Annotated in this window: 22 protein-coding genes; 14 read left to right on the forward strand and 8 right to left on the reverse strand. The window is 74.3% G+C overall.

Annotation, left to right across the window (positions count from 1 at the left end):
* Window positions 1-12 precede the first annotated feature (12 nt).
* Both OG310_RS20885 and OG310_RS20890 read left to right on the forward strand, forming a co-directional pair.
* Window positions 13-507, forward strand: a complete 495-nt coding sequence (locus OG310_RS20885; RefSeq protein ID WP_329457394.1) for a DUF5949 family protein — start codon at window positions 13-15, stop codon at window positions 505-507.
* A 530-nt stretch (window positions 508-1037) separates the two neighbouring features.
* Complete coding sequence (locus OG310_RS20890; protein ID WP_329457395.1) at window positions 1038-1709, forward strand: vitamin K epoxide reductase family protein; 672 nt, start codon at window positions 1038-1040, stop codon at window positions 1707-1709.
* A gap of 139 nt (window positions 1710-1848) precedes the next feature.
* Here the strand turns inward: OG310_RS20890 and OG310_RS20895 are convergent, their stop codons facing one another.
* The 4 genes from OG310_RS20895 to OG310_RS20910 form a co-directional block, all read right to left on the reverse strand.
* The gene (locus OG310_RS20895; protein ID WP_443078875.1) at window positions 1849-2085 is read right to left on the reverse strand and encodes a chaplin; all 237 of its coding nucleotides are present in this window, start codon (window positions 2083-2085) and stop codon (window positions 1849-1851) included.
* Window positions 2086-2170: 85 nt separating this feature from the next.
* Window positions 2171-2524 (reverse strand): hypothetical protein, encoded by a 354-nt coding sequence (locus tag OG310_RS20900; RefSeq protein WP_329457396.1) that lies wholly within the window; start codon window positions 2522-2524, stop codon window positions 2171-2173.
* A gap of 222 nt (window positions 2525-2746) precedes the next feature.
* On the reverse strand, window positions 2747-3457 hold the full coding sequence (locus OG310_RS20905) for a hypothetical protein (protein WP_329457397.1): 711 nt from the start codon (window positions 3455-3457) through the stop codon (window positions 2747-2749).
* A gap of 242 nt (window positions 3458-3699) precedes the next feature.
* On the reverse strand, window positions 3700-3939 hold the full coding sequence (locus OG310_RS20910; RefSeq protein ID WP_329457398.1) for a chaplin: 240 nt from the start codon (window positions 3937-3939) through the stop codon (window positions 3700-3702).
* A 259-nt stretch (window positions 3940-4198) separates the two neighbouring features.
* Between OG310_RS20910 and OG310_RS20915 the strand changes: the two genes are divergently transcribed.
* The 9 genes from OG310_RS20915 (at window position 4199) to OG310_RS20955 (ending at window position 15663) form a co-directional block, all read left to right on the forward strand.
* Window positions 4199-5398, forward strand: a complete 1200-nt coding sequence (locus OG310_RS20915; protein WP_329457399.1) for a DUF3344 domain-containing protein — start codon at window positions 4199-4201, stop codon at window positions 5396-5398.
* 73 nt (window positions 5399-5471) lie between these two features.
* Window positions 5472-6683, forward strand: coding sequence for a glycosyltransferase family 4 protein (locus OG310_RS20920; protein ID WP_329457400.1), 1212 nt, complete (start codon window positions 5472-5474; stop codon window positions 6681-6683).
* Complete coding sequence (locus tag OG310_RS20925) at window positions 6680-8266, forward strand: sugar transferase (RefSeq protein WP_329457401.1); 1587 nt, start codon at window positions 6680-6682, stop codon at window positions 8264-8266. The genes OG310_RS20920 and OG310_RS20925 overlap by 4 nt, the downstream gene beginning before the upstream one ends.
* Window positions 8267-8295: 29 nt before the next feature.
* Window positions 8296-9663 carry an O-antigen ligase family protein gene (locus tag OG310_RS20930; protein ID WP_443078704.1) on the forward strand — a complete coding sequence of 456 codons (1368 nt, stop codon included), beginning with the start codon at window positions 8296-8298 and terminating at the stop codon, window positions 9661-9663.
* A gap of 320 nt (window positions 9664-9983) precedes the next feature.
* Window positions 9984-11669 (forward strand): lipid II flippase MurJ, encoded by a 1686-nt coding sequence (locus OG310_RS20935; RefSeq protein ID WP_443078876.1) that lies wholly within the window; start codon window positions 9984-9986, stop codon window positions 11667-11669.
* Window positions 11659-12501 carry a polysaccharide deacetylase family protein gene (locus OG310_RS20940; RefSeq protein ID WP_329457403.1) on the forward strand — a complete coding sequence of 281 codons (843 nt, stop codon included), beginning with the start codon at window positions 11659-11661 and terminating at the stop codon, window positions 12499-12501. The genes OG310_RS20935 and OG310_RS20940 overlap by 11 nt, the downstream gene beginning before the upstream one ends.
* Window positions 12498-13637 carry a glycosyltransferase gene (locus tag OG310_RS20945; protein WP_329457404.1) on the forward strand — a complete coding sequence of 380 codons (1140 nt, stop codon included), beginning with the start codon at window positions 12498-12500 and terminating at the stop codon, window positions 13635-13637. Before OG310_RS20940 ends, OG310_RS20945 begins: the two co-directional genes overlap by 4 nt.
* Complete coding sequence (locus OG310_RS20950; protein WP_329457405.1) at window positions 13634-14302, forward strand: lipopolysaccharide biosynthesis protein; 669 nt, start codon at window positions 13634-13636, stop codon at window positions 14300-14302. The genes OG310_RS20945 and OG310_RS20950 overlap by 4 nt, the downstream gene beginning before the upstream one ends.
* Window positions 14302-15663: a GNAT family N-acetyltransferase gene (locus OG310_RS20955; protein ID WP_329457406.1), complete on the forward strand. Its 1362-nt coding sequence runs from the start codon at window positions 14302-14304 to the stop codon at window positions 15661-15663. The genes OG310_RS20950 and OG310_RS20955 overlap by 1 nt, the downstream gene beginning before the upstream one ends.
* Before the next feature lie 83 nt (window positions 15664-15746).
* Here OG310_RS20955 and OG310_RS20960 read toward each other — a convergent pair whose 3' ends face one another.
* Window positions 15747-16955 (reverse strand): glycoside hydrolase family 26 protein, encoded by a 1209-nt coding sequence (locus OG310_RS20960; protein WP_329457407.1) that lies wholly within the window; start codon window positions 16953-16955, stop codon window positions 15747-15749.
* Window positions 16956-17123: 168 nt separating this feature from the next.
* Here OG310_RS20960 and OG310_RS20965 point away from each other — a divergent pair, with 168 nt between their 5' ends.
* Together OG310_RS20965 and OG310_RS20970 are read left to right on the forward strand one after the other, a co-directional pair.
* On the forward strand, window positions 17124-18488 hold the full coding sequence (locus tag OG310_RS20965) for a carboxylate--amine ligase (protein WP_329457408.1): 1365 nt from the start codon (window positions 17124-17126) through the stop codon (window positions 18486-18488).
* Window positions 18489-18619: 131 nt separating this feature from the next.
* Entirely contained in the window at window positions 18620-19900 is a 1281-nt protein-coding gene (locus OG310_RS20970; RefSeq protein ID WP_329457409.1) for an FAD-dependent oxidoreductase, read from the forward strand.
* Between the two features lie 119 nt (window positions 19901-20019).
* Here OG310_RS20970 and OG310_RS20975 read toward each other — a convergent pair whose 3' ends face one another.
* The 3 genes from OG310_RS20975 to OG310_RS20985 form a co-directional block, all read right to left on the reverse strand.
* Window positions 20020-21087: a chaplin gene (locus OG310_RS20975; protein ID WP_329457410.1), complete on the reverse strand. Its 1068-nt coding sequence runs from the start codon at window positions 21085-21087 to the stop codon at window positions 20020-20022.
* Between the two features lie 134 nt (window positions 21088-21221).
* Window positions 21222-21458, reverse strand: a complete 237-nt coding sequence (locus OG310_RS20980) for a chaplin (RefSeq protein ID WP_329457411.1) — start codon at window positions 21456-21458, stop codon at window positions 21222-21224.
* Window positions 21459-21720: 262 nt separating this feature from the next.
* Window positions 21721-22131, reverse strand: coding sequence for a rodlin (locus OG310_RS20985; RefSeq protein ID WP_329460291.1), 411 nt, complete (start codon window positions 22129-22131; stop codon window positions 21721-21723).
* Between the two features lie 227 nt (window positions 22132-22358).
* On the opposite strand from OG310_RS20985, the gene OG310_RS20990 reads away from it, so the two are divergent.
* On the forward strand, window positions 22359-22769 hold the full coding sequence (locus OG310_RS20990) for a rodlin (protein WP_329457412.1): 411 nt from the start codon (window positions 22359-22361) through the stop codon (window positions 22767-22769).
* Window positions 22770-22798 lie beyond the last annotated feature (29 nt).

The raw sequence follows: 22798 nt of genomic DNA on the forward strand, positions 1-22798 counted from the left end.
ATGTGACGGAATATGACCACAAGCAACACCGCGTCGTACGCCCCGCTCATGGGCACGCTCTCGGTGATCCCCTGGACCAGCGACCCCGCGGAGGGCGAGCGCAACGCGCCTTTCCTGCTCGCCTATTCGCTCGGTGACGGACGGGAGGGCCCGGCCGCCGGGGAGGAGACCCTGCGGACCGTCCTCGGTGAGATCGGTCTGACGCCCGGCGTCGAGGTCGTGGACCTCGCGAGCAGGCCCTCCGTCGCCATCACCCTGCTGGTGGAGGCCGGGCGCGCGGTGCTGACGATGCCGTACCTGAACGCGCAGTGCCCGGTGCCCCCGGAGTGGGAGAAGGACGCGCGCACGGTCGGGCAGGTGTATTTCATCGTGGCGACGAAGCCGTGGACCGACGGCCTGCCCGGACGCGCGGTCACGGAGGAGCAGTTGCGCGCCTTCATCGGTGACGAGGACGTGCTCACGACCGCGATGCACTGCCTGCTGCCGGTCCGCAGCCTGACGGGCTGAGAACGGACCCGCCCGAGTTCGAGCCGCCGCGGGCACCGACGTGGCGGCCCGTTTCGCACCCGCCCCGGGCCACGCACACACGGGCCCGGCCCGCGCAGGCATCGCGTGGGCCGGGCCCGGTGCTCTGCCGGCGTCAGTGCGTCAGTGCGTTATTGCGTCACTGGGGCCGGTGGCGGTGGCCGGGGCCTGCCGTCGGGGGAGTGACGGGGGCGGTGTGCCCCGCGGCGCACCATTCCCTCACGAGGGCGTTGTAGATGGGCGTGGAGGTGCGCTGGTACGCGGGCTCGGCGGACGGCGGTTTCGCGGCGTCCGCCGGCCGGCCCTTGCGGGGGGCGCGGAGGGTTTCCATACGGGGGAAACGCACAGGACATCCACAGAGTCACTGTTTACGTGAAGGGCGGGGGGACGGGGGAAACGCTTCTTCGAGTGTTTGGCTCATCCGATGGTCGGACCGGCGCCGCCTCCCTCGTTCCGGTGAAACCGGGCGCTACCCGGCGGACAGTGGTCAACGCGGGCATAGCGTCGGCACCATGGCAACGGCTGTGGCCGGCACGGATTCCGCCGGCAAGGAACACGACACAAGAGCGGCACACGCGCGAGGGGGTGACCCGGAGGGCGGTGCGCGCCGCTACGGCGGCGGCCGGCCTCTCGGCGTCCTGCTGGTGGTGGCCGGACTCATGGGGCTGGTGGCCGCCTGGGTGATCACCCTGGACGAGTTCGCCCTGCTCAAGGACCCGGGCTTCAGGCCCGGTTGCAGCCTGAACCCGGTGGTGTCCTGCGGCAGTGTGATGAAGAGCGCGCAGGCGTCCGTCTTCGGGTTCCCCAACCCGATGCTCGGCCTCGCCACCTACCCGGTGGTGGTCGGGGTGGGCCTGGGCGTCCTCGCCGGCGCGCGGTACGGCCGCTGGTACTGGCTCGGCCTCAACGCGGGAACACTGTTCGGTGTCGGGTTCTGCTCCTGGCTCCAGGTCCAGTCCCTGTACGAGATCAACGCGTTGTGCCTGTGGTGCTGCCTGGCCTGGACAGGCACCACGCTGGCGTTCTGCTACGTCACGGTCCACAACATCGAGCACGGTGTGATTCCCGCGCCCGCCGGCCTGCGTGCCGCACTGAGCGAGTTCCACTGGGTCCCGCCACTGCTCTGGCTCGGCGGCATCGGCATGCTCGTCCTCACCCGCTGGTGGGACTTCTGGACGGGCTGATCGCCAACGACAACCCCCAAAAGGAACGGAGCGGACGTGTGGAGCCCCAACTCCACACGTCCGCTCCGTCGTGTTCCCGAGGGGGAGGTTCCCGAGGAGGGAGAGGATCCCGGTCGGTGGTGGCCTTGGCGGCCGGTGTTCAGCCGTTGGCCGACTGGTTGCCGACGGCCGGGTTCAGCGCGCCGATCATGTCGACGCGGTCGCCGGTGACGTTGACCGGGATGTGCACCGGCACCTGTACGACGGCGCCGGACAGGACGCCCGGCGAGCCGACGGCCGCGGCGCCCGTACCCGGGTCCGCGGCGGCGCCGCCCACCGCGGCACCCGCCGCGATGATGCCGGGCGCGACGCGTACGGGGTGTTGCCCGTGACGCAGCCGTTCCGACCACGTACGGAAACTCCACCGCCCGGCGTCATCGCGTTGATCCGCGACCGGTGTGCGACCGGTGTGCGGCGGCTGATCAGCCGCCCAGCGGAAGGCCTCCGAGGAGCTGACCGACACCCGCGACGCCGCCCGGCTTCTTCGCGGGCTGCTTCTTCGCCGACTGCTTGGACGCACCCTGCTTCTTCGGGGCGGCCTTCGCCTTGCCGAGGCTCTGGGCCGTGTCGCTGACCGCGCTCACCAGCGAGCCCTTGTTCTCGGTGTCCAGCGCGTTGGTGTTGATCGGCGAGCCGCTGCGCAGCCCGTTGGACGCCAGCGAGTCGATGCCGCCGTTGAGGCTGGAGGGGGTGAGACCGTCGGCGAAGGCCGGGGCCGCCGCACCGAGGGCGACCAGGGAACCTGCGACGATCGCGGCAACCTTCGTGGACTTCATTTTCGTCAACCTTCTTTCGCGTGGACTGCGATATCCCTAACGACTCCTCGCCGCCGCGGGAAACTCGGAACCGGCCGAATCGGGCCGGTGCCACTCGTACGCCTGGGACTGGGCCTTCACGCGTATCGAATGGGGCGTCCGGTCGTTGGCGCGCGAAAAACGGCCCGGGCGCGGCGTCTCGCGCCGCGGCCGGGCCGCTGCTGTACCGGTACGGGACCCCGGTCAGCGGGTGAGGTCGGACAGGTCGCTCAGCCCGGGGTGGGCGAACACCGGAAGGGTGGAGATCCCGGACGGCGTGGTGGGGGCGGGGAGGGTGGACGTCCCCGGGTCCTGCGTGCCGGGGGTGGTCGGCAGGACGGGCAGCGCGGGCAGGTCCGGCAGGTCCGGCAGCTCGGACTGCGGCAGATCACCGCTCGCGGCGTTCGCGACGACCACGTCGACGAGGTGGGCGAGCGCGTCACTGACGGCCTTCGAGGTCGTCGCCGTGTCGCCGGTCGCCGCGGACGCGGCGAGCGCGTCCACCGATGCGCCCAGCGCCGCGAGGGCGTCGTCGACGGCGTCCGCCGGCGCGGCGGCGCGGGTGCCGGTGGCGGGGGCCCCGGCGGGCTTCGCCGCCGTGATCGCCTTCTTGGCGGCCGTGACGAGACGGGCGGCGTCGGCGGCGGGGATCCTGCCGTGCTCGGCCGCGACCGCGGTGCGCAGCAGCCTGGTCACGGGGGCGAGCACGCCGTCGGCCCGGTCGAGCGCGTCGATCCGGTGGGTCAGGGTGGCGGCGTCCGGGGGCGGGACGCGCGGGAGGGTGTGCTCCGCCGGCGCGAGCGTACGGCCGGTGTCGTGCGAGGACGGGGCCGCGGCGACCGCGGGTCCCGCGGTGGCGAGGGCGAGAGCGGCACAGGCGAGTGCCGCGGTGCTCAGGGAGAGCTGGGGGCGCATGGCGCGGGGGTCCTTTCGGAGCACAGGGGGACGTCCCCTCACCGTGTGTTCCGCGGGTGGCGCCCGCAACGCGCCCCGGTCCGAACGGGTGGCCGACGTGTCCCTCACACGAACGGTCCCGCGGCCGCCTTCGCGCGGGGGAGCCGTACCGCGCCCCGCGATGCGCGGTGGTACGTGACGACGGAAGCCGCCCTGCCGGAGTGGCAGGGCGGCTTCCGCGGTGCTGCTTGGGGCGTGAGGCCTCAGGCGTTGACGCAGGTGTTGCCGAACGCGGGGTTCAGCAGACCGATGACGTTGATGGTGTTGCCGCAGACGTTGACCGGCACGTGGACCGGGACCTGGATGGCGTTGCCGGAGAGGACACCGGGGGAACCGATGGCCGCGGCACCCGCGCCTGCGTCGGCGAACGCGGCACCGGACGCGCCGGCGACAGCGGCGACCGCCGTGGTGGACAGAACAACAGCCTTCGCGATACGGGACATGGGGATGAGGCTCCTCGGTGTGACAACAAGCAAACGAAATGCCGGGCGTGAATGTCCGACGTACCGATCAACGCGGCCGGGCCCGATCGGTTGCTGCCCCGAATGAGTGAAGCCTGATCGCTCCTGCCTGCGCGCGTCCGTCGTGACCGGTTCGCGTCAGCGTGCCTCCGTCACATTCACCATCCGTTCTGTAAAGGTGCCTATCGGTTCGGCGGGAGTGATTTCTCACCATTTGTTCGACCATATGACGGAGGGTCCCGTGCGGACTTCAGTGATGCGGACGTCGGCCTTCCCGGGCGCGTGGCGCGGATTGCTCTGCGCCTGCGCGGCGGGTCTGCTGGCCGCGGCCGGCGCGCCCCAGGCGGCCCTGGCGCAGGGGGCGGTGGTACGGGACGCGGTGCGGCCCGCGCCCGTCGGCCCCGGCGCGCACCGTCCGGGGCCGGCTCCGGCGCTCGCCGCCGCTCCGGGGCCGGTGCGGCCCGTGGCGCGGGAAGCGGCGCGCATCCCCTTCCGCGCACGGTTCTCTGCCGTGCAGCACGGCGGGATCGTCCGCGCGGGCAACACGGCCGTGCGCTGCCGCACCACCTGCCCCGCCGTGCGCGGCGGCCGGGGAGCGGGCAACCAGGACGCCGACATGTCGTACGCGGACGTCGACAGCGACCCGAACACCTACAACTCCTCGCGCGCCGATCTCGCGATCCCGGACGGCGCCACCGTCAGCAGCGCCCGCCTGTACTGGGGCGGCAACCTGCGCGTCGGCGAGCAGAAGCCGGTGGCGGACGCGGGGCGGGTACTGGTCGCCGAGCCGGGGGGCGAGTACCGGGAGGTGCTCGCCGACACGGTCCTCGGGCATCGCAGGACCGCGGCGGCCGACGTCTATCAGGCGTCCGCCGATGTGACCGGCCTGGTCCGGGGCGCGGGTCCGGGGATGTACACGGTCGCGCAGGCCGATGTGGCCCGGGGCCGGTCGGCCGTCGGGGCGTTCGGGGGCTGGACCCTGGTCGTCGCGTACGAGAAGGCGGACGAGCCGCTGCGGCGCCTGGCGCTGTGGGACGGGTTCGAGGCGCTGGACTCCGGGCACCGGTCGGTCGCGGTCCAGGTGCCGATGTCCACGGTGCCGAAGCGCGCGGCGGGCCGGTTCGGGCTCGTCGCCTACGACGGCGACCGGGGCGTGACGGGGGACTCCGTGACGGTCGCGACGGACAAGGGGCGCGCTGTCCCGCTCTCCGACAAGGCCAACGGCCTCCACGACGTGATGAATTCCAGCATCACCGATCTCGGTGTCGACCGGATCAAGCGACAACCTTTTTATGCGAACAATCGTGGCTACGACTCAGATGTGTTCGATCTGACGCCCGCTTTGACCGCCGGGGGGCAGCGGCTTGGCGTTCGATTCGACGCCGGGCGTGACTCCCTGTGGGTCGGTGCGTTCTTCGTACAGACGGCAGTCCGGGACTGACCGGAAACCGGCGTCTCGGCCGGGTGGTCCCGAAAAGGCTTTCCCGTCCACGAGTGGAAAGAGTGGAAACGAAGTGCGCGCGACGTCCGGTACTTCCAGGGCCGACACCGGCTTCACCGCACTCCATCTGGTCCAGCCCCCCGACGGCGGCGTGCCGCGCGTCGTCACGGACCTCGTCGCCGCCCAGACCGCGGCCGGACTGCGCGTCGTCGTCGCGTGTCCGCCCGGCAGCACCCTCGCGCCCGCGGCGGCACGGGCGGGTGCCGAGGTGCGGTCCTGGCCGGCCACCCGGGAACCGGGCCGCTCACTGCCCGGTGAGATCCGGGCCGCCGCCCGGCTCCTCGACGCCGTACGCCCCGACGTCCTGCACGCGCACAGCGCCAAGGCCGGGCTGGCCGGGCGGCTCGCCGCGCGGGGCCGCGTCCCCACGGTCTTCCAGCCGCACGCCTGGTCCTTCGAGGCCGTCGACGGCGCCATGGCCGGCGCGGCGCGTGGCTGGGAACGGTGGGCCGCCCGGTGGAGCGACCGCATCGTGTGCGTCAGCGACGCGGAGCGCACCACCGGCGTACGAGCCGGAGTACGCGCCGAGTTCCGCGTCGTACGCAACGGCGTGGACACCGCGCACTTCACCCCCCACGCGCCGCCGGGCGCCGGGGAGCCGCCCCCGCTCGCCGGGCTCGGCCGGGACGGCCTCGATCTCGACGCGGGCGCCGACACCGAAGCGGCCCCCGTCGTCGTGTGCGTGGGCAGACTCTGCCGGCAGAAGGGCCAGGACATCCTGCTGCGTGCCTGGGACACCGTCACACGCGAGGTGCCCGGCGCCCGGCTCGTCCTCGTCGGCGACGGTCCCGACGCGGCGTCCCTGAGCGCGGCCGCACCGCCGTCCGCGCTGTTCACGGGAACCGTCGCGGACACCGCGCGCTGGTACCGGGCCGCCGACCTCGTGGTCCTGCCGTCCCGTTGGGAAGGCATGGCGCTCTCTCCGCTGGAGGCGATGGCGTGCGGGCGGCCCGTCGTCCTCACCGATGTCGACGGGGCCCGCGAGAGCCTGCCGCCGGGGCACGCCGGCGCGTGCCTCGTACCGCCCGAGGATCCCGCCGCGCTCGCCGCGGCCGTCGTCGCGTTGCTGCGCGACCCGTCGAGGCGCGCGGCACTCGGCCGCCAGGCCCACGACCACGTCCTGAGCACTTTCGACGTGCGGCTGACCGCCGAAGCCGTCGCGGGCGTCTACCGCGAGGTCACCGGCGCTCCGCACCATGAACGCAGGGAGCGGATCCCCCAGTGAGCACGGAAAGCACCAGTGTTCCCTCGCCGTCGGGGCCCGGGCGCGGCGCGGGACAGACCGCGAGCCGCGTCACGATCGCCTCGCCGCCCCGGGACCGCGAACGGGACCACGCGCCGCGCGGGCTCGGCGCCCCCGACCGGCTCGTACCGCCCTCGCGCCGCCGCGCCGCGCGGGCGTCCGCCCGGCGGGCGCTGCCCCTGTTCACCGCCGACCTCGCGGGCGTGGCCGCCGGCCTCGCGCTCGTGAGGGCCGGGAGCGACGCGCTGCCCGGCATCGCCTGGGCTGCCCTCGCCGTACTCCTCGTCGCGTGCGTGACCGCGCTGAACGCGTCGGCCCGGCTCTACGCCCCGCCGCTCAAGCCGTCCGTGCTGGACCGGCTGCCCGCGCTCGCCGCGCGCGTCGCACTCGCCTGGTGCGTGGCCGCCGCCGTGTGCGAGGCGCTGTTCTCCGTCGGCGGCGTGTGCGCGCCGGCCACCCTCGCCGGTGGCGCGTGCGCGCAGCTCGTCGTGGCCTGCGCGGGCCGCGCCGCCACCCACGCGCGGGTGCGCGCCGCCGGCCGGACGAAGGCGCGCTCCGCGCTCGTCGTCGGCACCGGTGTCCGGGCGCGGGCCGTCGCCGCCCTCCTCGTCCAGCACCCCGAGTACGGGCTGCGGCCCGTCGGCATCGCGGACCCGGAGCCCGCCGAGAGCCCGGCGGACCAGGCCGGCCAGGAGCAGGGGGCGCAACTGCCGGTGCTGACCACCGCCGAGGACGTCCACCGCGCGGTCATCCAGAACGGGGTCGAGGAGGCTGTCTTCGTCGACGCCGACACCCTCGCCGGCCACGACGGCTTCGCCGGCCCGGGCTCCGGCTTCGCCGAACTCGTCCAGCTGGTCCGCGCGTACGGCTGCGGGGTGCTGTGCGTCGGCGACGGCGGCCCGGCGGCGCTGAAGGACCGGCCCCGGATGACGGACCACCTGTGGGGCTTCGAGTTCCGCCGCGTCGACGAGCCCGAGGGGCCCTGGCGCGGCCGGCGCGCCAAGCGGCTCCTCGACATCACCGTGGCCGTGCCCGCGCTGCTCGCCGCCTCGCCGGTCCTGTTCGGCTGCGCCCTCGCCGTTCGGCTCTGCGACGGGCCCGACGTGCTGTTCCGGCAGGAGCGCGTGGGCCAGGACGGGCGCCTGTTCACGCTGCTGAAGTTCCGTACGCTGCGGCCCGCCGACGAGAAGGAGTCCGCGACCCGCTGGAACATCGCGGGCGACCACCGCATGAGCACCGTCGGCAACCTGCTCCGCCGCACCTCGCTGGACGAACTGCCGCAGCTGTGGAACGTGCTGCGCGGCGACATGAGCCTCGTCGGGCCCAGACCCGAACGACCGCACTTCGTCGCGAACTTCAGCAAGACCCTCCCCGGCTACGCGGCCCGGCACCGGATGCCCGTCGGCATCACCGGCCTCGCGCAGGTGCACGGGCTGCGCGGCGACACGTCCATCGAGGACCGCTCCCGCTTCGACAACCACTACATCGACCACTGGTCGCTCTGGCAGGACGTGTGCATCCTGCTGCGCACCGCCGCGTCCCTGGTCCGTCCGGCGGGCAGCTGATGAGCGCGCCCGCGCCCGCGTTGGCTCCCATGTCGGCCCTCAAGCACACCGCGCCCGCCCCGGCACCGGCCGCCCGGCCCCGGATGGCGGCCTGGCGGGGGTACGCGCATCTGCTCGCCGTGCTCGCCGTGCTCGCCCTGCTCGCGGCCCCGGCGGCGCCCGGCGGCGGGGCGTCGGAGGGGACCGGGTCGGTGGCCGACGCCGCCTCCGGTGTCCTCGTCCTGTTCTGCGCGGGACGGCTGCTGCGGCGGCGCGAGAGGACCCTGAGCCGTACCGCCGCCGTGGTGCTCGGTGTGCCGGTGATCGGTGTGTCCATCGCCGCGATCGCCTCCCAGGACCCCGGTTTCAGCCTCGCCGGGGTGCCCCGCTACCTCCAGATCTTCGTCCTCGTGCCCGCGTCCCTGGTGCTGCTGGTGCGCGACCGGCGCGACTTCGGCGTCGTCGCCGGGGGGCTCGTCGTGCTGGCGCTCGCGCAGGGCGCCCTCGGCGTCGTGCAGTACGCGACCGCCACCGGGGCCTCGTACGAGGGCAAGGACGTGCGCGCGGTCGGCACCTTCGGTGCGACGGACGTGATGGGCATGGCCACCGTCGTGGCGTACGGCATGATCATCGCCGTCGGCTACGCGCTGGACGACCGGTCCGCACCGCGCCGCAGAGGGCTCGCCCTCGCGTGCGCGGGGCTGCTCGCGGTGCCGCTCGTGCTGTCGTTCAGCCGGGGCGCGTGGATCGCGACGGCGGCGGCGCTCCTGCTGATGCTGCTGGTGTCCGGGGCGCGCCGGGCGGTCGTGGTCGCGCTGGTCGCGGGCGCGCTCGGCGTGGTGCTGATCGGCGGGGCGGGTGTCGGCTCCCAGATGGTCTCCCAGCGGCTCGCGTCCATCACCCAGGTCACCGACGACCCCGACCAGTCCGTGACGGACCGGTACACGATGTGGGCGGCGGCCGTCGCCATGTGGCGGCAGGACCCGGTGACGGGCGTCGGCCTCAAGGGATTTCCCGCGCACCGCGACGCGAACGCCTCGCTCGCGCTGTCGTCGGGCAGTGACACCGACGGCGCGGGCGCCGGGTTCCAGCGTCAGCCGCTGCTGTCGCCGCACAACATGTACCTGCTGATCCTCAGTGAGCAGGGCGTGGTCGGTGTGCTCGCGCTCGTCGGCAGCTGGCTGGCGCTCCTGGTGCGCGCCCTGGGCCGGCTCCCGGCCGCCCGCCGCGACCGACGGGACACGGGCATCGCGGTCATGGTGTGCGGGCTGCTGGTGTGGCAGCTCATCGACTTCGCGTACGCCGACATCGGCGGGCCCTCCACGGTGCTGACGGCGGTGATGCTGGGACTCGCCGCCACCTGGTCCGTCGGTACGGTCGCGACCCGGCGGGCCCCGGGCAGGGCGCCGCGCCGATGAAGGACGCGACCGGCCCCCGGCCCGCCCCGGCGCCCGACGCCGTGGCGGGCGCCGCCGCCCGGACCCCGGCGCCGCGGCCCGGGCCCGTACCGGAGGGGCGGGTGCCCGGCGGCACGCCGTCCGCGCGGCCGGGTCCCGTCGCGGGTCCCGTGGCCCGTCCCCCCGCGGACCCGGCCGGCGCGGCGCATACGACCGGGACGGCACCGGGGTCCGGGGCGCCGGGCACGGCCGGGCCCGGGGCCGGCGCGTCAGGTCAGGAGCCGTCCGGGGCAGTGGCGGCCGCGGCAGAGGCGCCCGCGCCGGTGGCGGCCGGGGCCCGGATGCCCGGATCAGGGACCCCCGGCCCCGGGGTGTCCGGTTCTGGGGTTGCCGGGGCCGTCGCGCGGCCCGTCGCCGGGGCCCCGGGCGCGCTCGGGTCCGGCGGGGCCGGCGCGTCAGGTGGCGACGACCCGGAAGGCGCGGGCGCCGCCCGGCGCTTCGGCAGGGCCGCGCTGGTCACCGCCGTGCTGACCGCCGTCGGCGCGCTGCTGGGCCTCGTACGGGACCAGGTCATCGCCCACCTCTTCGGCGCCGGCGCCGAGAGCGACGCCTTCCTCGTGTCGTGGACCGTGCCCGAGGTCTCCTCCACCCTGCTCATCGAGGACGCGATGGCGCTGATCCTGGTGCCCGCGTTCAGCCTCGCCGTCGCGCGTGGCTCCGTCCGCGCGCTGCTGCGGCGCACGCTCCTGCCGATGAGTCTCGTCCTCGGCTGCGTCTCGCTGCTGGTGATCGCGGCGGCGCCCTGGGTGGTGGACGCGCTCGCGCCGGGCCTGCCCGACCACGGGCTCGCCGTCGACTGCACCCGCGCCACCGCCACCTGCGTGTTCACCTTCGGCTTCGTGGGCTACTTCAGCGCCGCGCTGCGCGCGCACTCCAGCTTCCTCGCGCCCGCCGCGATCTACGTCGCCTACAACGCCGGCATCGTCGCCACGATGCTGCTGCTCCCCGCCCGCCTCGGGGTGCGGGGGGCGGCGATCGGGGTCGCCGCCGGCGGGCTGTGCATGGCGGCCGTGCAGGCACCGTCGTTGTGGCGGCGGGTGCGGGCCGGCGGCACGGGGACGCCCGGCGCGCTGGTGCCGGGGGTCGGGGTCGCGCTCGTCGCACCCGTTATCGTGTTCTCGCTGAGCCGACAGGCGCAGGTCCTCGTCGAGCGCTTCCTCGCCGCGCCCCTGCCCGCCGGAGCGATCTCCCACCTCAACTACGCCCAGAAAGTGGCGCAGTTGCCGATGTCGCTCTCGCTGATGCTGTGCACCGTCACGTTCCCCGTCGTCGCCCGCGCGATGGCGGCGGGCGACACCGCCGCCGCACGCCGCCGCGTCGAGCGGGACCTCGCGACCGCCGCGATCGTCGTGCTGCTGGGCACCGCGGTCGTCGTCGCCTGCGCCCCCCAGATCGTGCAGGTCCTCTTCCAGCGGGGCGCGTTCGACGCGGCCGACACCGCCGCCACCGCGTCGGTGATGCGGGTGTACGCGCTGGGGCTGCTCGGGCAGACCCTCGTCGGCGCGCTCGTGCGGTGCTACTTCTCCGCGGCCCGGCCGCTCTGGTTCCCCGCGCTCGCCATGATCGCGGGCCTGGCGCTGACCACGGTCTCCGGTGTCCTGCTGGTGCGGGTGTGGGGCGTCCTCGGCATCGCCGCCGCCAACGCGCTCGGCATCAGCCTCACCGCCGTACTCCTGCTCGCGGGGCTCGGCGGGCGCAGTGTGCCGGTCCGTGTCCCCTACGTCGCGGCCGGACTCGCCAAGCTGGCCGCGGCGGCGATCGCCGCGACCGTCGCGGGCCGGCTCTGCGTGTCCGTGTTCGCGGATCCGTATCCCGCCCTCGTCTTCGGCTCGTTCGCGATCGCGGTGGTCTTCCTCGCCGTCGCGGCGGCCCTGCGCGCACCCGAGGCCCGCACGGTCCTCGCCGCCCTGCGCCGTACCGCCCGCACTGTCCGCACCGTCACACGAAGGGTCGCCGATGTCCGCTGAGCACTCGTCCGCAGGTCCCCTGTGGGCAGCCATGTACCACTCGGTCGCCGATGCCACGCACGACCCGTACCGGGTCACCGTCTCGCCCGCCCGCCTCGACCGTCAGCTGCGGCTGCTGCGCCGGTGCGGCCTGAGGGGCGTGTCGATGGAGCGGCTGCTGCGCGCCCGCGCCGACGGCACGGCCGCCGGGCTCGTCGGCCTCACCTTCGACGACGGGTACGCCGACTTCACCACCCACGCGGTGCCCGCGCTGCTGCGGTACGGATGCACCGCCACCGTGTATGTGCTGCCGGGCCGCATGGGCGGCAGCAACGAGTGGGACCCGCTCGGCCCCCGCAAGCCGCTGCTCACCGAGGACGGGCTCCGCGCGGCGGCCGACGCGGGGATGGAGATCGGTTCGCACGGCCTGCTGCACACCGACCTCACCGACCGGGAGCTCGTCGACGGCGAGCTGCTCGCCGCCGAGACCGCGCGCAGCAGGGAGTTGCTGCGCGCCGTCACCGGCACCGACGTGACCGGTTTCTGCTACCCCTACGGAAGCGTCGACCAGCGCGCCGTCGACGCGGTGCGCGCGGCCGGGTACCACTACGCGGTCGGCATCGACCCGGGCCCGCTCACCGGCCTGTTCGCGCTGCCCCGCGTGCACGTGGGGCAGGACGACACCAGCACCCGTCTCCTGCTCAAGCTGGCGCTGCACCGCAGGCGACGCGAACCCGTCCCGTACGGGCCCTACCCCGAGGTCCACGAGTCCGAGCTGCCCGAACCCCACGTGCCCGTGCCGGGGGCGCACGCGCCGGAGCCCGCCCAGACGCGGGAGGGCTCCGCGCCGTGAGGGTCCTCCATGTCATCACCGGCCTCGGTATCGGCGGCGCCGAGCAGCAACTGCGGCTGCTGCTGCGCCACCTGCCCACCGACCACGACGTCGTCACGCTCACCAACCCGGGCGCCGTGGCCGAGGGGATCGTCGCCGACGGCGTGTCCGTACGCCACCTCGGCATGGCGGGCAACCGGGACCTGGGCGCGCTTCCCCGCCTCACCGGCCTGGTCAGGCGCGGCGGGTACGACCTGGTCCACACCCACCTCTACCGTGCCTGCGTGTACGGGCGGTTCGCGGCCCGCCTCGCCGGGGTCAGCGCCGTCGTCGCCACGGAACACTCCCTGGGCGCCCGCCAGATCGAGGGCCGCAGGCTGTCCACCGGCGCCCGCGCGCTCTACCTCGCGGGGGAGCGCCTCGGGTCCGCGACTGTCGCCGTGTCCGACACGGTCGCCCGCCGCCTGGAACGGTGGGGAGTGCGGCACGACCGTATCCACGTCGTGCCCAACGGCATCGAGGCGGCCCGCTTCGGCTACGACGCGGACGCCGGCCGCGCGACGCGGGACCGGCTCGGCCTGCCCCGGGACGCGTTCGTCGTCGGCGGCGTCGGCCGCCTCAGCAGGGGCAAGCGCTTCGACACCCTCGTACGGGCCGTCGCCGACCTGCCCGACGCCCGGCTGCTGCTCGTCGGCGAGGGACCGGAACGGGACGCGCTCCTGAGCATCGCGCGGCGGCGCGGCGCGGGCGGCAGGATCCTGCTCACGGGCGCCTGCCAGGACCCGCCCGCGGCGCCAGGGGAGCTGTCGCTGCCCGCGCTGCTGTCCGCGATGGACGTCTTCGTGTCGCCGTCGCCCGACGAGGCGTTCGGCCTGGCCGTCGTCGAGGCGCTCGCCGCCGGGCTGCCGGTGCTGCACGTCACCTGCCCCGCCCTGCACGACCTGCCGACGGAGGCCGCGCCCGGCGCGCACCAGATCTCCGGTTCCGTACCCGAACTGATCGAAGAACTCCGCACCCACCAGCAGCGGTTCACCCGGGGGCCGCAGGAGCGGCTGCCCGCGCCGCGCGCCGCGCACCACTACGACATCGCGCGCAGCGCCGAGCGGCTGATGGCCGTTTACACCATCGCCACACGAGGAGCAAGTGACCGATCATGACCGAGAAAACAGTGGCGACTTCTGAGCCGCGGACCTTCCTGGCGCGGCTGAGGCGAGTGCCCGGCTGGATCGTGGTCCCGGTCGCAGCCGTCGTCGGCGCCGGGGCGGGCACCGCCTACGGGGAGGTCAGCCCGCCGCAGTACAGCGCGACGAGCTACGTCATCGTGGTGCCCACCGACAAGTCCGATCCGGCGTCGGCGCTCGGCTACGCCACGGCGTACGGGCGGGTCGCCCAGCAGGTCGCGGTGCTCGGCGACGCGCAGGTGTGGGCGGGCGTGCCGGTGCGCCGGCTCAAGGAGCACGTGACGACGGCGACCTCGCCGGACGCGCCGATGATCTCCGTCACCGCGACCGACGCGAACGCGACCACGGCCGTCAACATGGCGGACGGGGTCGCGCGGGCCCTGGTCACCAACGGCACTCACCTGCAGACCAGTACCAACGTCAAGGTGCTCCAGTTCTCGCGGGCCGTGAAGCCCACCGCGCCGACGTCGCCGTCCACCCCGCTCGCCGGGCTCGTCGGCGGCTGCGCGGGCGGCCTGCTCGGTGCGCTCGGCCTGCTCGTGGTGCCGAGGCGGCGCCGGGCACCGGAGTCGTACGCACCGGTCCCGGGCCCCGCGACATCGCTCGCGAAGGGCCACACTCCGCAGCCGGAAACGGTGTGATGACCACGGGACCCGCCACCGCCGGATCCGGCGGCACCTCCCCGGCCGGGGCCACCCCCGCGGGCGCCCCGGCCCCCGGCGGCCGAGCCGGCGCCGGGCCGGGCACCGCGCCCGGAGCCGTGCCGGGGCCGCGGGGCTCGGCCGCGCTGTCCGCGCACGTGTACCGCGGGGCGGCCGAGTTCGCCGCCCTCGCCGACGAGTGGGACGCGCTGTTCGCGCGGTGCCGCACCGCCACCCCGTTCCAGAGCCACGCCTGGCTGCACTCCTGGTGGCTGTCGTACGGCACGCCCGGCCGGCTGCGGATCGCCGCCGTGCGCGGCGACGGCGGCCGGCTTCTCGCACTGGCGCCCCTCACGCTGACCTACCGCCCCTTCCCGGTCCTCGTGCCGCTCGGCGGCGCCATCACCGACTTCTGCGATGTGCTGCTGGACGACGCGTGGGCGGACCAGGCGGCAGTGACGCTCGGTGAGCTGCTGGGGGACCTGGCCCGCGGCGCCGTGATCGACCTGCGCGAGGTACGGCCCGGCGCGGCGGCCGAACGGATCTTCGCGCAGTGGCAGGGGCCGCGCCGGCAGCTCACCGACTCGCTCTGCCTGGAACTGCCGGGGGCGCCCGTCGCCGACCTCGTCGGCCGGCTTCCCTCGCTGACGGGCCAGCGGGTACGGGCCAAACTCCGCAAGGCCGACAAGCTCGGGATCGCCGCGCATCACGTGCCCGAGGACGAGGTGCCCGCGGCGATCGGCCGGCTGATCGAGCTGCACGGGCGGCAGTGGGCGGGCCGGGGCGTCAACCCCGAGCACCTCTCGGCCAGGTTCGGGGAGCACCTGATCCGGGCGGTGCGGGCCATGACGGCGCGCGGCCAGGCGCGCGTGACGGAGTTCCACCTCGACGGCGACCTCGTCGTGTCCGATCTGACGCTGATCTCGCCTCGGCTCTCCGGCGGCTACCTGTACGGTGCGGAGCCCGCGCTGCGGGACCGCAAGGTCGACGTGTCGGCGATCCTGCTGCGCAACAGCGCCGAGCACTTCGGTCCCGGCACGCCCGAGGACGCCGCGCTGAGCATGCTGCGGGGCACCGAGGCGTACAAGAGCCACTGGCGGCCGGAGCCGGTGCGCAACAAGCGGCTGCTGCTGGCCCGGCCCGCGCTGCGGCCCGCGCTGGTGGTGCTGGTGGCCAGGGCCGCCGCGCGGCGTGCGGCGGCCCGGGCGGTCAAGCGCTGGCGGGCGCGTGGCACCTCGCCTGCGACGGCCGTGGGCAGCAGCACGCCCGCGGGCACCGCGCCCGCGCGGGGCAGGGGCAGGGGCAGGGGCGGAGATGGGGCAGAGGGGGCGAGGGGCGGTGGGGACGCCGGCCGGGAGTGATCCGGCCCGCGCCCCCCGCCGGGGGCGCCACCGAGGTTCTCCCGCCCCGCCCGTCCCTGGTGCCACTTCTGCCGTCCGGTGCCTCAGTACCACTTCTGCCACCAGGTGAAGGGGACACAGACCTTCCCGCCGAGCCACGCCTCCACCCAGTCGCCGAGCGGCAGCTCCGTGCAGTTCGGCGCGTCCGGGTCGGCGGGCGGCTGTGCCGGCTTCGTCGGGTCGGTCGGCGGCGCGGGCGGCTGGGTGGGCTCCGTGGGCGGGTCCACCGGGTTCTCGCCGCGCCCGTACAGCGCGTCCCGGAACACCTTCGAGGACTCGGGGTTCGAGCCGCACTGCCAGACGCCGTGCGGGCAGTAGTCGGTGAGGGTGTTGTAGAGCGGCTTGTACGTGTCGATCCACCGCAGCATCGACCGCATGTAAAGGGGATTGTCGCCGTTGCGGAAGAGTCCCCACTCCGGGTACGAGATCTGCTTTCCGTGCGCGGCGGCGAATTCCACGTGCGCCTTGAGTCCGTACGGCTCGTTCACCTCTTCCTCGAACGTCTGGCCGGGCGGCTGGTCGTACGAATCCATGCCGAGGACATCGACCAGGTCGTCCCCCGGGTAGCACTGCGTCCAGGGGACGGCGTCCGTACCACGGTTCGGCGCGAAATCGAACCGGAACTTCTGTCCGGGCACCGAGCGCATCGTGGTGACGATCCGTTTCCAGTACGCCTTCCACGCGGCCGGATCGGGGCCGCACCGGCCGGTGTACGTGGTGCCGTTCATCTCCCAGCCGAGCACGATCACCGTGTCGGGCACACCGATGTCCACGAGCCGCTGCGCGAGCGTCCTGTAGTGCGCGTCGAAGGTTCCCGCCGCGCCCTGCCCCAGCTCGGAACGGACCTGCGCGTCGGGCACGTGCCCCTCGTTGTCGTCGAGCATCGGGACGTTCAGGACGAACAGCCGGCCCGCGCGGGCCTGCTTCCAGCGCGCCCAGTCGCCGAGGAAGTCCACCTGGCCCTCGATGTCCGACCACGTGCCGCCGGGCAGATAGGTATGCCCGACCCGCAGGTCCGTGCCGCCGAGCCATTGCTGGGTCCTGGCGATGTCCTGCACACCCCGGCTGCCGGAATCGGTGAACGTACCGAAGGCGGGATGTGCCGCCGGAGGCGGTTTCGCCGTGCCGGCCGTGCCCCCGTCCCGCGGTTCGTCCGCGAATCCCGGGGTCGGCGCTGCCACCGCGGCGGCGAGCAATCCCGCCATGAGGGTGCTCGTCCAGGTGACCGCGAGTCGACGACGTGATGGGGCCATGGCTACTCCTCGGCTGATGGACCGTTTCGGTGGCCGCGGCAGGACCGCGCGGTCACGCTGATCCAAAAGTATTTCTATTGCGCCGAACGGGAATCCGGGCCCGCCTCCCAGTAGACCGTTCGTGCATTTCATCCCTCTGATGGGTCATCGGAATGAAGGGGACACCCCGTGCCGACCTTTGACACGAGCACGCCCGCGGTACTCGTACGCCTCGACAGAAACCCTTTCCACCACGGCACTCTCGGCGCGGTCCGCTCGCTGGGACGCGCGGGCATCGAGGTGCACGCCGTCATCGAGTCCCCGCGCAGCCCCGTCGCACGCTCCCGCCACCTGCACGCCGCCCACCTGCGGCCGCCGGGGGAGATGGACCTGGCGGGCATGCGCCGGCTGCTGCTCACCGTCTCCGACGCCGTCGGCAGGCCCGCCGTGCTGATCCCGCTCGACGACGTGAGCGCGATCGCCGCAGGGCACCTGCGTGACGGCCTCGCGGGCCGCTACCTCCTGCCTGATCAGCCGTCAGGACTCGCCGAGCAGGTCGCGGACAAGGCCGAACTGGTCGCGGTGTGCGCGGCGCTCGGCGTGCCGCACCCGCGCACCGCCGTCCCCGACAGCCCGGACGAGGCGGCCGCCGCCGTCCGGTCGCTCGGGCTGCCGGCCATCGCGAAGTGGAGCAGGCCGTGGCTGCTGCCGGAGGGCGGCGGGCTGCGCTCCACCCGGCTCCTGCGCTCCGAGGCGCAGGCGCGCGACCTGTTCGCGCGAAGCGCCGAGGCGGGCAGCCGGCTGCTCGTACAGGAGTTCCTGCCGCCGGGCCGCGGCCTCGACTGGTTCTTCCACGGGTACGCGGGCCGTGACGCGTCCTGCCCCGTCGGTGCCACCGGGCGCAAGGAGCGCTCCTGGCCGGTGGACGCGGGGCTGACAGCCGTCGGCCGGTGGCTGCCCAACCAGGCCGTGGAGTCCGCGGCGCGCCGTGTCGTCGCCGCACTCGGCTACCGGGGGATCCTCGACCTGGACTTCCGGCTGGACCCCGGCAGCGGCGCGTACCACCTGCTCGACTTCAACCCGCGCCCCGGCGCCCAGTTCCGGCTGTTCACGGACCGGTCGGGGCTCGACGTCGTACGCGCGCTGCACCTGGACCTGACGGGGCGGCGGGTGCCGACCCACGAACCTGCGTACGGGAGGTCCTTCGTGGTGGAGAACTACGCGTTGCTGTCCCTGGCGGCGGCCCTCACCGAGCCAGGACGCGACCGCCCGCGGCCGGACGCCCCGGCACCGGCTGAGGGCGGGCGGGGGGCTGTTCCCCGGCGGCGCGCGGAGGCCGCGTGGTTCGCGGCCGACGACCCGCGGCCCGCCGCGGCGATGGCGGCGGCATGGACACTGCACGCGGCGCGCCGTGTCCTGCCGGGCGCGGGTGCCGCCGGGCGGGCCGGCCGCGCGGCGGCGCCGGCCACCCCGCCCCACCCGCGCCCCGGTGCCCGGCGGGCCGCCGGCGCGGCCCGGCCGACCGGCGCCGGCCGTACTCCGTCCCTTCCGTGACGAAGGGCCGCCGCGGCTATCCCGCGACGGCCGGACGAGAAGTCACCGCGGCCATGCCACCGCGACGGCCCCTTCGTGACGATCCCCGTGATCCCCCCTCGTGACGACGACACAGAGAGAGGCAACCCCCCATGTACGACCTGGTAGTTGTGGGTGCAGGGCCCTACGGGCTGTCCATCGCGGCGCACGCGGCCCGCGCCGGTCTCGACGTCAAGATCTTCGGCAAGCCGATGGCGTCGTGGCTCGACAACATGCCGCCCGGCATGTTCCTCAAGTCGGAGCCCTGGGCCTCGAACCTCTCCGACCCCCGGGCCGCGCACACGCTCGCCGCGTACGCGCAGGCGCAGGGCACCCCCTCCCGGCACGGCGTCCCGGTGCCGGTCCGCTTCTTCGCCGCGTACGGGCTGTGGTTCGCGCGGCACGCGGCGCCGCCGGTCGACACACGCGATGTGGTGTCGCTGCGGCCGGGGCCCGGCGGCTTCGTGCTGACGACGGACGACGGCGAGCCGGTCCTCGCCCGCACGGTCGCGCTCGCGGTCGGCGTCATGCCGTTCATCGACGTACCGGGGGCGCTGCGCGGCCTCCCGTGCGAACTGGCCTCGCACAGCAGCCACCACGCGGACCTGACGCGCTTCGAGGGCCGTGACGTCACCGTGGTGGGCGCCGGGCAGGCGGCGCTGGAGACCGCCACCCTCCTCGCCGAACAGGGCACCTCCGTACGGGTGGTGGCGCGCTCGGCCGCCCTGGACTGGAACAGGGTGCCGCCGCCCCTGGAGCGTTCCTTCGCCGAGCGGGCGCGCAGCCCGCACACGGGCCTCGGCTGCGGCTGGAAGAACTGGCTCTACGCGCGGACCCCGGGCGCCTTCCGCCGGCTGCCCGCCGCCACCCGGGCCCGGGTGTTCACGTCGGCCCTCGGCCCGGCGGGCGCGTGGTGGCTCCGGGAGCGCTTCGAGGGCGTGGTGCCGGTGCGGCTGGGGGAGCACATCACCTCCGCGACGCCGGCCGGGGGCCGGCTCCGGCTCGGGCTCACGGGCGCGGACGGTTCCACCACCGTGCTGGAGACGGACCACGTCGTCGCCGCGACCGGGTTCACGCCGGCGCTGGACCGGCTCGGCCTGCTCGCGCCCGAACTCGTGGAGGGGATGGCCACGGTCGACGGCAGCGGTGGGCCCGAGGCGAGCGGCTGCTTCGAGTCGTCGTACCCGGGGCTGTTCCTCGCGGGGCTGCTGAGCGCGCCGTCGTTCGGGCCGTCGATGCGCTTCGTGTACGGCGCGACGTACACGGCGGTTCGCCTCGTGCGCGGCGTCCGGCGGCGGCTCGGCTCGGCGGGCGGTTCGCCGGGCCTGGTCACGCAGCGCGCCGCGGTGGAGAAGCTGCCGGCCCGGGGCCGGACCGCGGGCGCCACGCCCTGACACGCGCGCGGGGGACCGCCCCCGCGCGCAGAGAGGCCGGGAGAGCCGGGCGGGCTCTCCCGGCCTCTCCGGGGGACGGGTACCGCGGGTACCGCGGGTGCCGCGTGGACCGGGACGGGTCAGCCGCGGGCGCGGGCCCGCGCTGTGGCGGTGCTGCGACGGTAGAGGATGGTGCCGCCGAGCAGGAGACCGCCGCTCATCGCGGCCGCCGCGAAGAGGTGGGCGTCGGCGCCGGTGTGCGCGAGCTGCGCGACCGGCGGTGCCTGCGGGGCGGGCGGGACGTACGAGGTGTGCCGCACCGGGACGTGGGGCGTCCTGTGGTGCGTCGCCGGGACGGGCGGCGCGTGGTGGTGCGGCTGCGGGGCCGGGGGCTCGGCACAGTGGTGATGGTGGTGGTGATGCGGCTGCGGCGGGGCCGGGACGGTCCCCGACTCGCAGTGGTTGCCGAACGCCGGGTTGAGCAGGCCGACGATGTCGATCGTGTTGCCGCAGGCGTTGACCGGGATGTCGATCGGGAGCTGCGCCAGGTTGCCGGACAGGACGCCCGGGGAGTTGTGGGCCACGCCCGACGCCTGGGCGCCGGTGCCCGCGGGGGCGTACTGGTCGCCCGCGGTGGAGCCGGCGGGACGGTGCTGGGGCGCCGGCGCCTGCGGTGCCGACCACGCGTGCTGCCCGTGCTGCGAGCCCTGGTCCTGCTGCCCGTCAGGGTGCTGGGCGGCCGGCCCCTGCGGCACGGGCGTGCCCATCGGCGCGGCCGGGGACGGGACCGCGTGGGCGGGCATCCGGTCCGGAAGCGGCATGGGCTTGTGCGCGGGGGCGGGCAGCGGCGCGCCGGCCGCGCGGCCGGCGTCGGGCACGCCGGCGCGGGCGCCGCCGTCCTGGTTGCCGTGGGCCTGCGCCATCGAGTCGTCACGCGCCTGCTCGTACTGCCGGTGCGTGTGCTGCGCGTTCACGTTGGCGCAGGTGTTGCCGAACGCCGGGTTGCCCAGCCCGACCACGTCCACGGTGTTGCCGCAGACGTTCACCGGGATCTCGACGGGCACCTGCACGTTGTTGCCGGACAGCACGCCGGGGGAGCCGGTGGCGGCGCCCTGCGCGTCCGACGCGAAGGCGTGCGCGCCACCGAGGGACAGCACACTCGTCGCCGCGGCGGCCGTGAGCAGCCCTTTGCTGATGAGGTCTCGCATCTGGTCTTTTCTCTCCTGCTGACGGGGTTCGGCACCGTTGCGGGTCGCCTGGCCGCCGTACAGGGCGGCCGGATGCGCGGGACCCGCGCGGGTCCGGGACCGGACGCGCGCGGGCAGCCGCGGGAGCGCTGACGTCAGTGGGCGTTGACGCAGGTGTTGCCGAACGTCGGGTTCAGCAGCGCGATGATGTTGATGCTGTTGCCGCAGACGTTCACGGGGATGTGGATCGGGACCTGGATCACGTTGCCGGACAGCACGCCCGGTGATCCCGCGGCGAGGGCGCCGGCACCGGCGTCGGCCATCGCGGGGGAGGCGGCGCCGACTGCCATGAGAAGCCCTGCGACGGCCGAGGCGGCCTTCATGCTCTTCATTTCGAGCCCTTTCCGCAGCGGAGAAAGTGCGTCGCACGAAGGTCGTGGTCCGCGGGCCCCGAATTCCGGGGACCGTACACCGCTGCGGGAACTCCAACGATCAGAAAGTGGTCAGGAAACTGTTCCGCATTACCACTTCTGCCCGTTCACTCGATTGCCGCGTCGTGCATATTCGTTTCTGCGGCCGTAGGACAGGCGTCGGTGAACGCACGGCCGGCCCGGGCTATGTGCCCGGGCCGGCCGTGTGGGGTGCGGGTGCGGATCAGCCGTTGGCCGTGCCGTTGCCCGAGAGCACCGGGATCTGGTCCGCGATGTGCGACAGCGGCTCGTCGCCCTTGGCCTGGGTGGAGTTGTCGGCGCACTGCTGGTTCTGCGGGTTGGACAGGACATTGACGTCCTGGACCGCGACGGGCACGAGGAGACCCACCAGCGAGCCCGCGTTGACCTTGGCCGGCAGGCCGATGCAGAGCTTGTTGAGCGAACCGCCCACGAGGGTGGACTGGGGTGAGAGGTTGCCCTTGGTCACGGCGTTCCCGAAGGCGTCCTTCGAGCCGTTGCCGCTCGCCGAGGTGGTGCCGTGGCTGTCGCCGACGGCCATCGCCTGGGGCGCCACCATGGCGGAGGCGCCGACAACGGAGGCGGCGACTGCGGCTCCGGCCATCATCTTCTTGATCACGGTTGGCTTTTTCCTTTTCTCAGGAATGCAAGTGGTGCGCCCTGTATCAACCGCGCGTTCTCTCTTTGGTTCCGCTCGTTCCGCTTCTTCACCCGATCGGCTTGTGGGACCGCGATGACTGACCACTGGGCCATTGGGGTGAACGCAAAGAACCAAACCCGTGTCCCGCAGTTGCTTAAGTGAGCCCCGGCAAGATGGGGCGATCCTTCAGAAGGGGACTCATCGTGATCAAGCAGGTTATGGCGGGAGCGGCTGTCGCCGCCTCCGTTGTGGGCGCCTCGGCCGCACTCGCTCCTCAGGCGATGGCCGTCGGCGACAGTCACGGCACCACGTCCCTGAGCGGCAACGGCGCCGAGCAGTACTACGGCAACTCCGCGACGTACGGCAACATGAGCCCGCAGATGGCGCTCATCCAGGGCTCGCTGAACAAGCCCTGCATCGGCCTGCCGGCCAAGGCCAACCTCGGCTCGCTCATCGGCCTCGTGCCGATCTCCGTCCAGGACATCAACGTCCTGTCGAGCCCGCAGAACCAGCAGTGCACCGAGAACTCCACCCAGGCCAAGGGCGACGAGGCGCTGTCGCACATCCTGGACCACATCCCGCTGCTCTCCGGCAACGGCGCGGGCAACCGCTGAGCGTCCGCTGACACGGCCGGGCCGCCGCG

The organism is Streptomyces sp. NBC_01497, assembly GCF_036250695.1.
Lineage (GTDB): Bacteria > Actinomycetota > Actinomycetes > Streptomycetales > Streptomycetaceae > Streptomyces.

Excerpts from the sequence above, each read along its gene's own strand:
- OG310_RS20960 (WP_329457407.1), bottom strand. The coding sequence starts at position 16,955 with ATGGCCCCATCACGTCGTCGACTCGCGGTCACCTGGACGAGCACCCTC.
- OG310_RS20905 (WP_329457397.1), bottom strand. The coding sequence starts at position 3,457 with ATGCGCCCCCAGCTCTCCCTGAGCACCGCGGCACTCGCCTGTGCCGCT.
- OG310_RS20930 (WP_443078704.1), top strand. The coding sequence starts at position 8,296 with ATGTCGGCCCTCAAGCACACCGCGCCCGCCCCGGCACCGGCCGCCCGG.
- OG310_RS20890 (WP_329457395.1), top strand. The coding sequence starts at position 1,038 with ATGGCAACGGCTGTGGCCGGCACGGATTCCGCCGGCAAGGAACACGAC.
- OG310_RS20900 (WP_329457396.1), bottom strand. The coding sequence starts at position 2,524 with ATGAAGTCCACGAAGGTTGCCGCGATCGTCGCAGGTTCCCTGGTCGCC.
- OG310_RS20935 (WP_443078876.1), top strand. The coding sequence starts at position 9,984 with ATGCCCGGATCAGGGACCCCCGGCCCCGGGGTGTCCGGTTCTGGGGTT.
- OG310_RS20885 (WP_329457394.1), top strand. The coding sequence starts at position 13 with ATGACCACAAGCAACACCGCGTCGTACGCCCCGCTCATGGGCACGCTC.
- OG310_RS20910 (WP_329457398.1), bottom strand. The coding sequence starts at position 3,939 with ATGTCCCGTATCGCGAAGGCTGTTGTTCTGTCCACCACGGCGGTCGCC.
- OG310_RS20975 (WP_329457410.1), bottom strand. The coding sequence starts at position 21,087 with ATGCGAGACCTCATCAGCAAAGGGCTGCTCACGGCCGCCGCGGCGACG.
- OG310_RS20950 (WP_329457405.1), top strand. The coding sequence starts at position 13,634 with ATGACCGAGAAAACAGTGGCGACTTCTGAGCCGCGGACCTTCCTGGCG.
- OG310_RS20980 (WP_329457411.1), bottom strand. The coding sequence starts at position 21,458 with ATGAAGAGCATGAAGGCCGCCTCGGCCGTCGCAGGGCTTCTCATGGCA.
- OG310_RS20940 (WP_329457403.1), top strand. The coding sequence starts at position 11,659 with ATGTCCGCTGAGCACTCGTCCGCAGGTCCCCTGTGGGCAGCCATGTAC.
- OG310_RS20970 (WP_329457409.1), top strand. The coding sequence starts at position 18,620 with ATGTACGACCTGGTAGTTGTGGGTGCAGGGCCCTACGGGCTGTCCATC.
- OG310_RS20955 (WP_329457406.1), top strand. The coding sequence starts at position 14,302 with ATGACCACGGGACCCGCCACCGCCGGATCCGGCGGCACCTCCCCGGCC.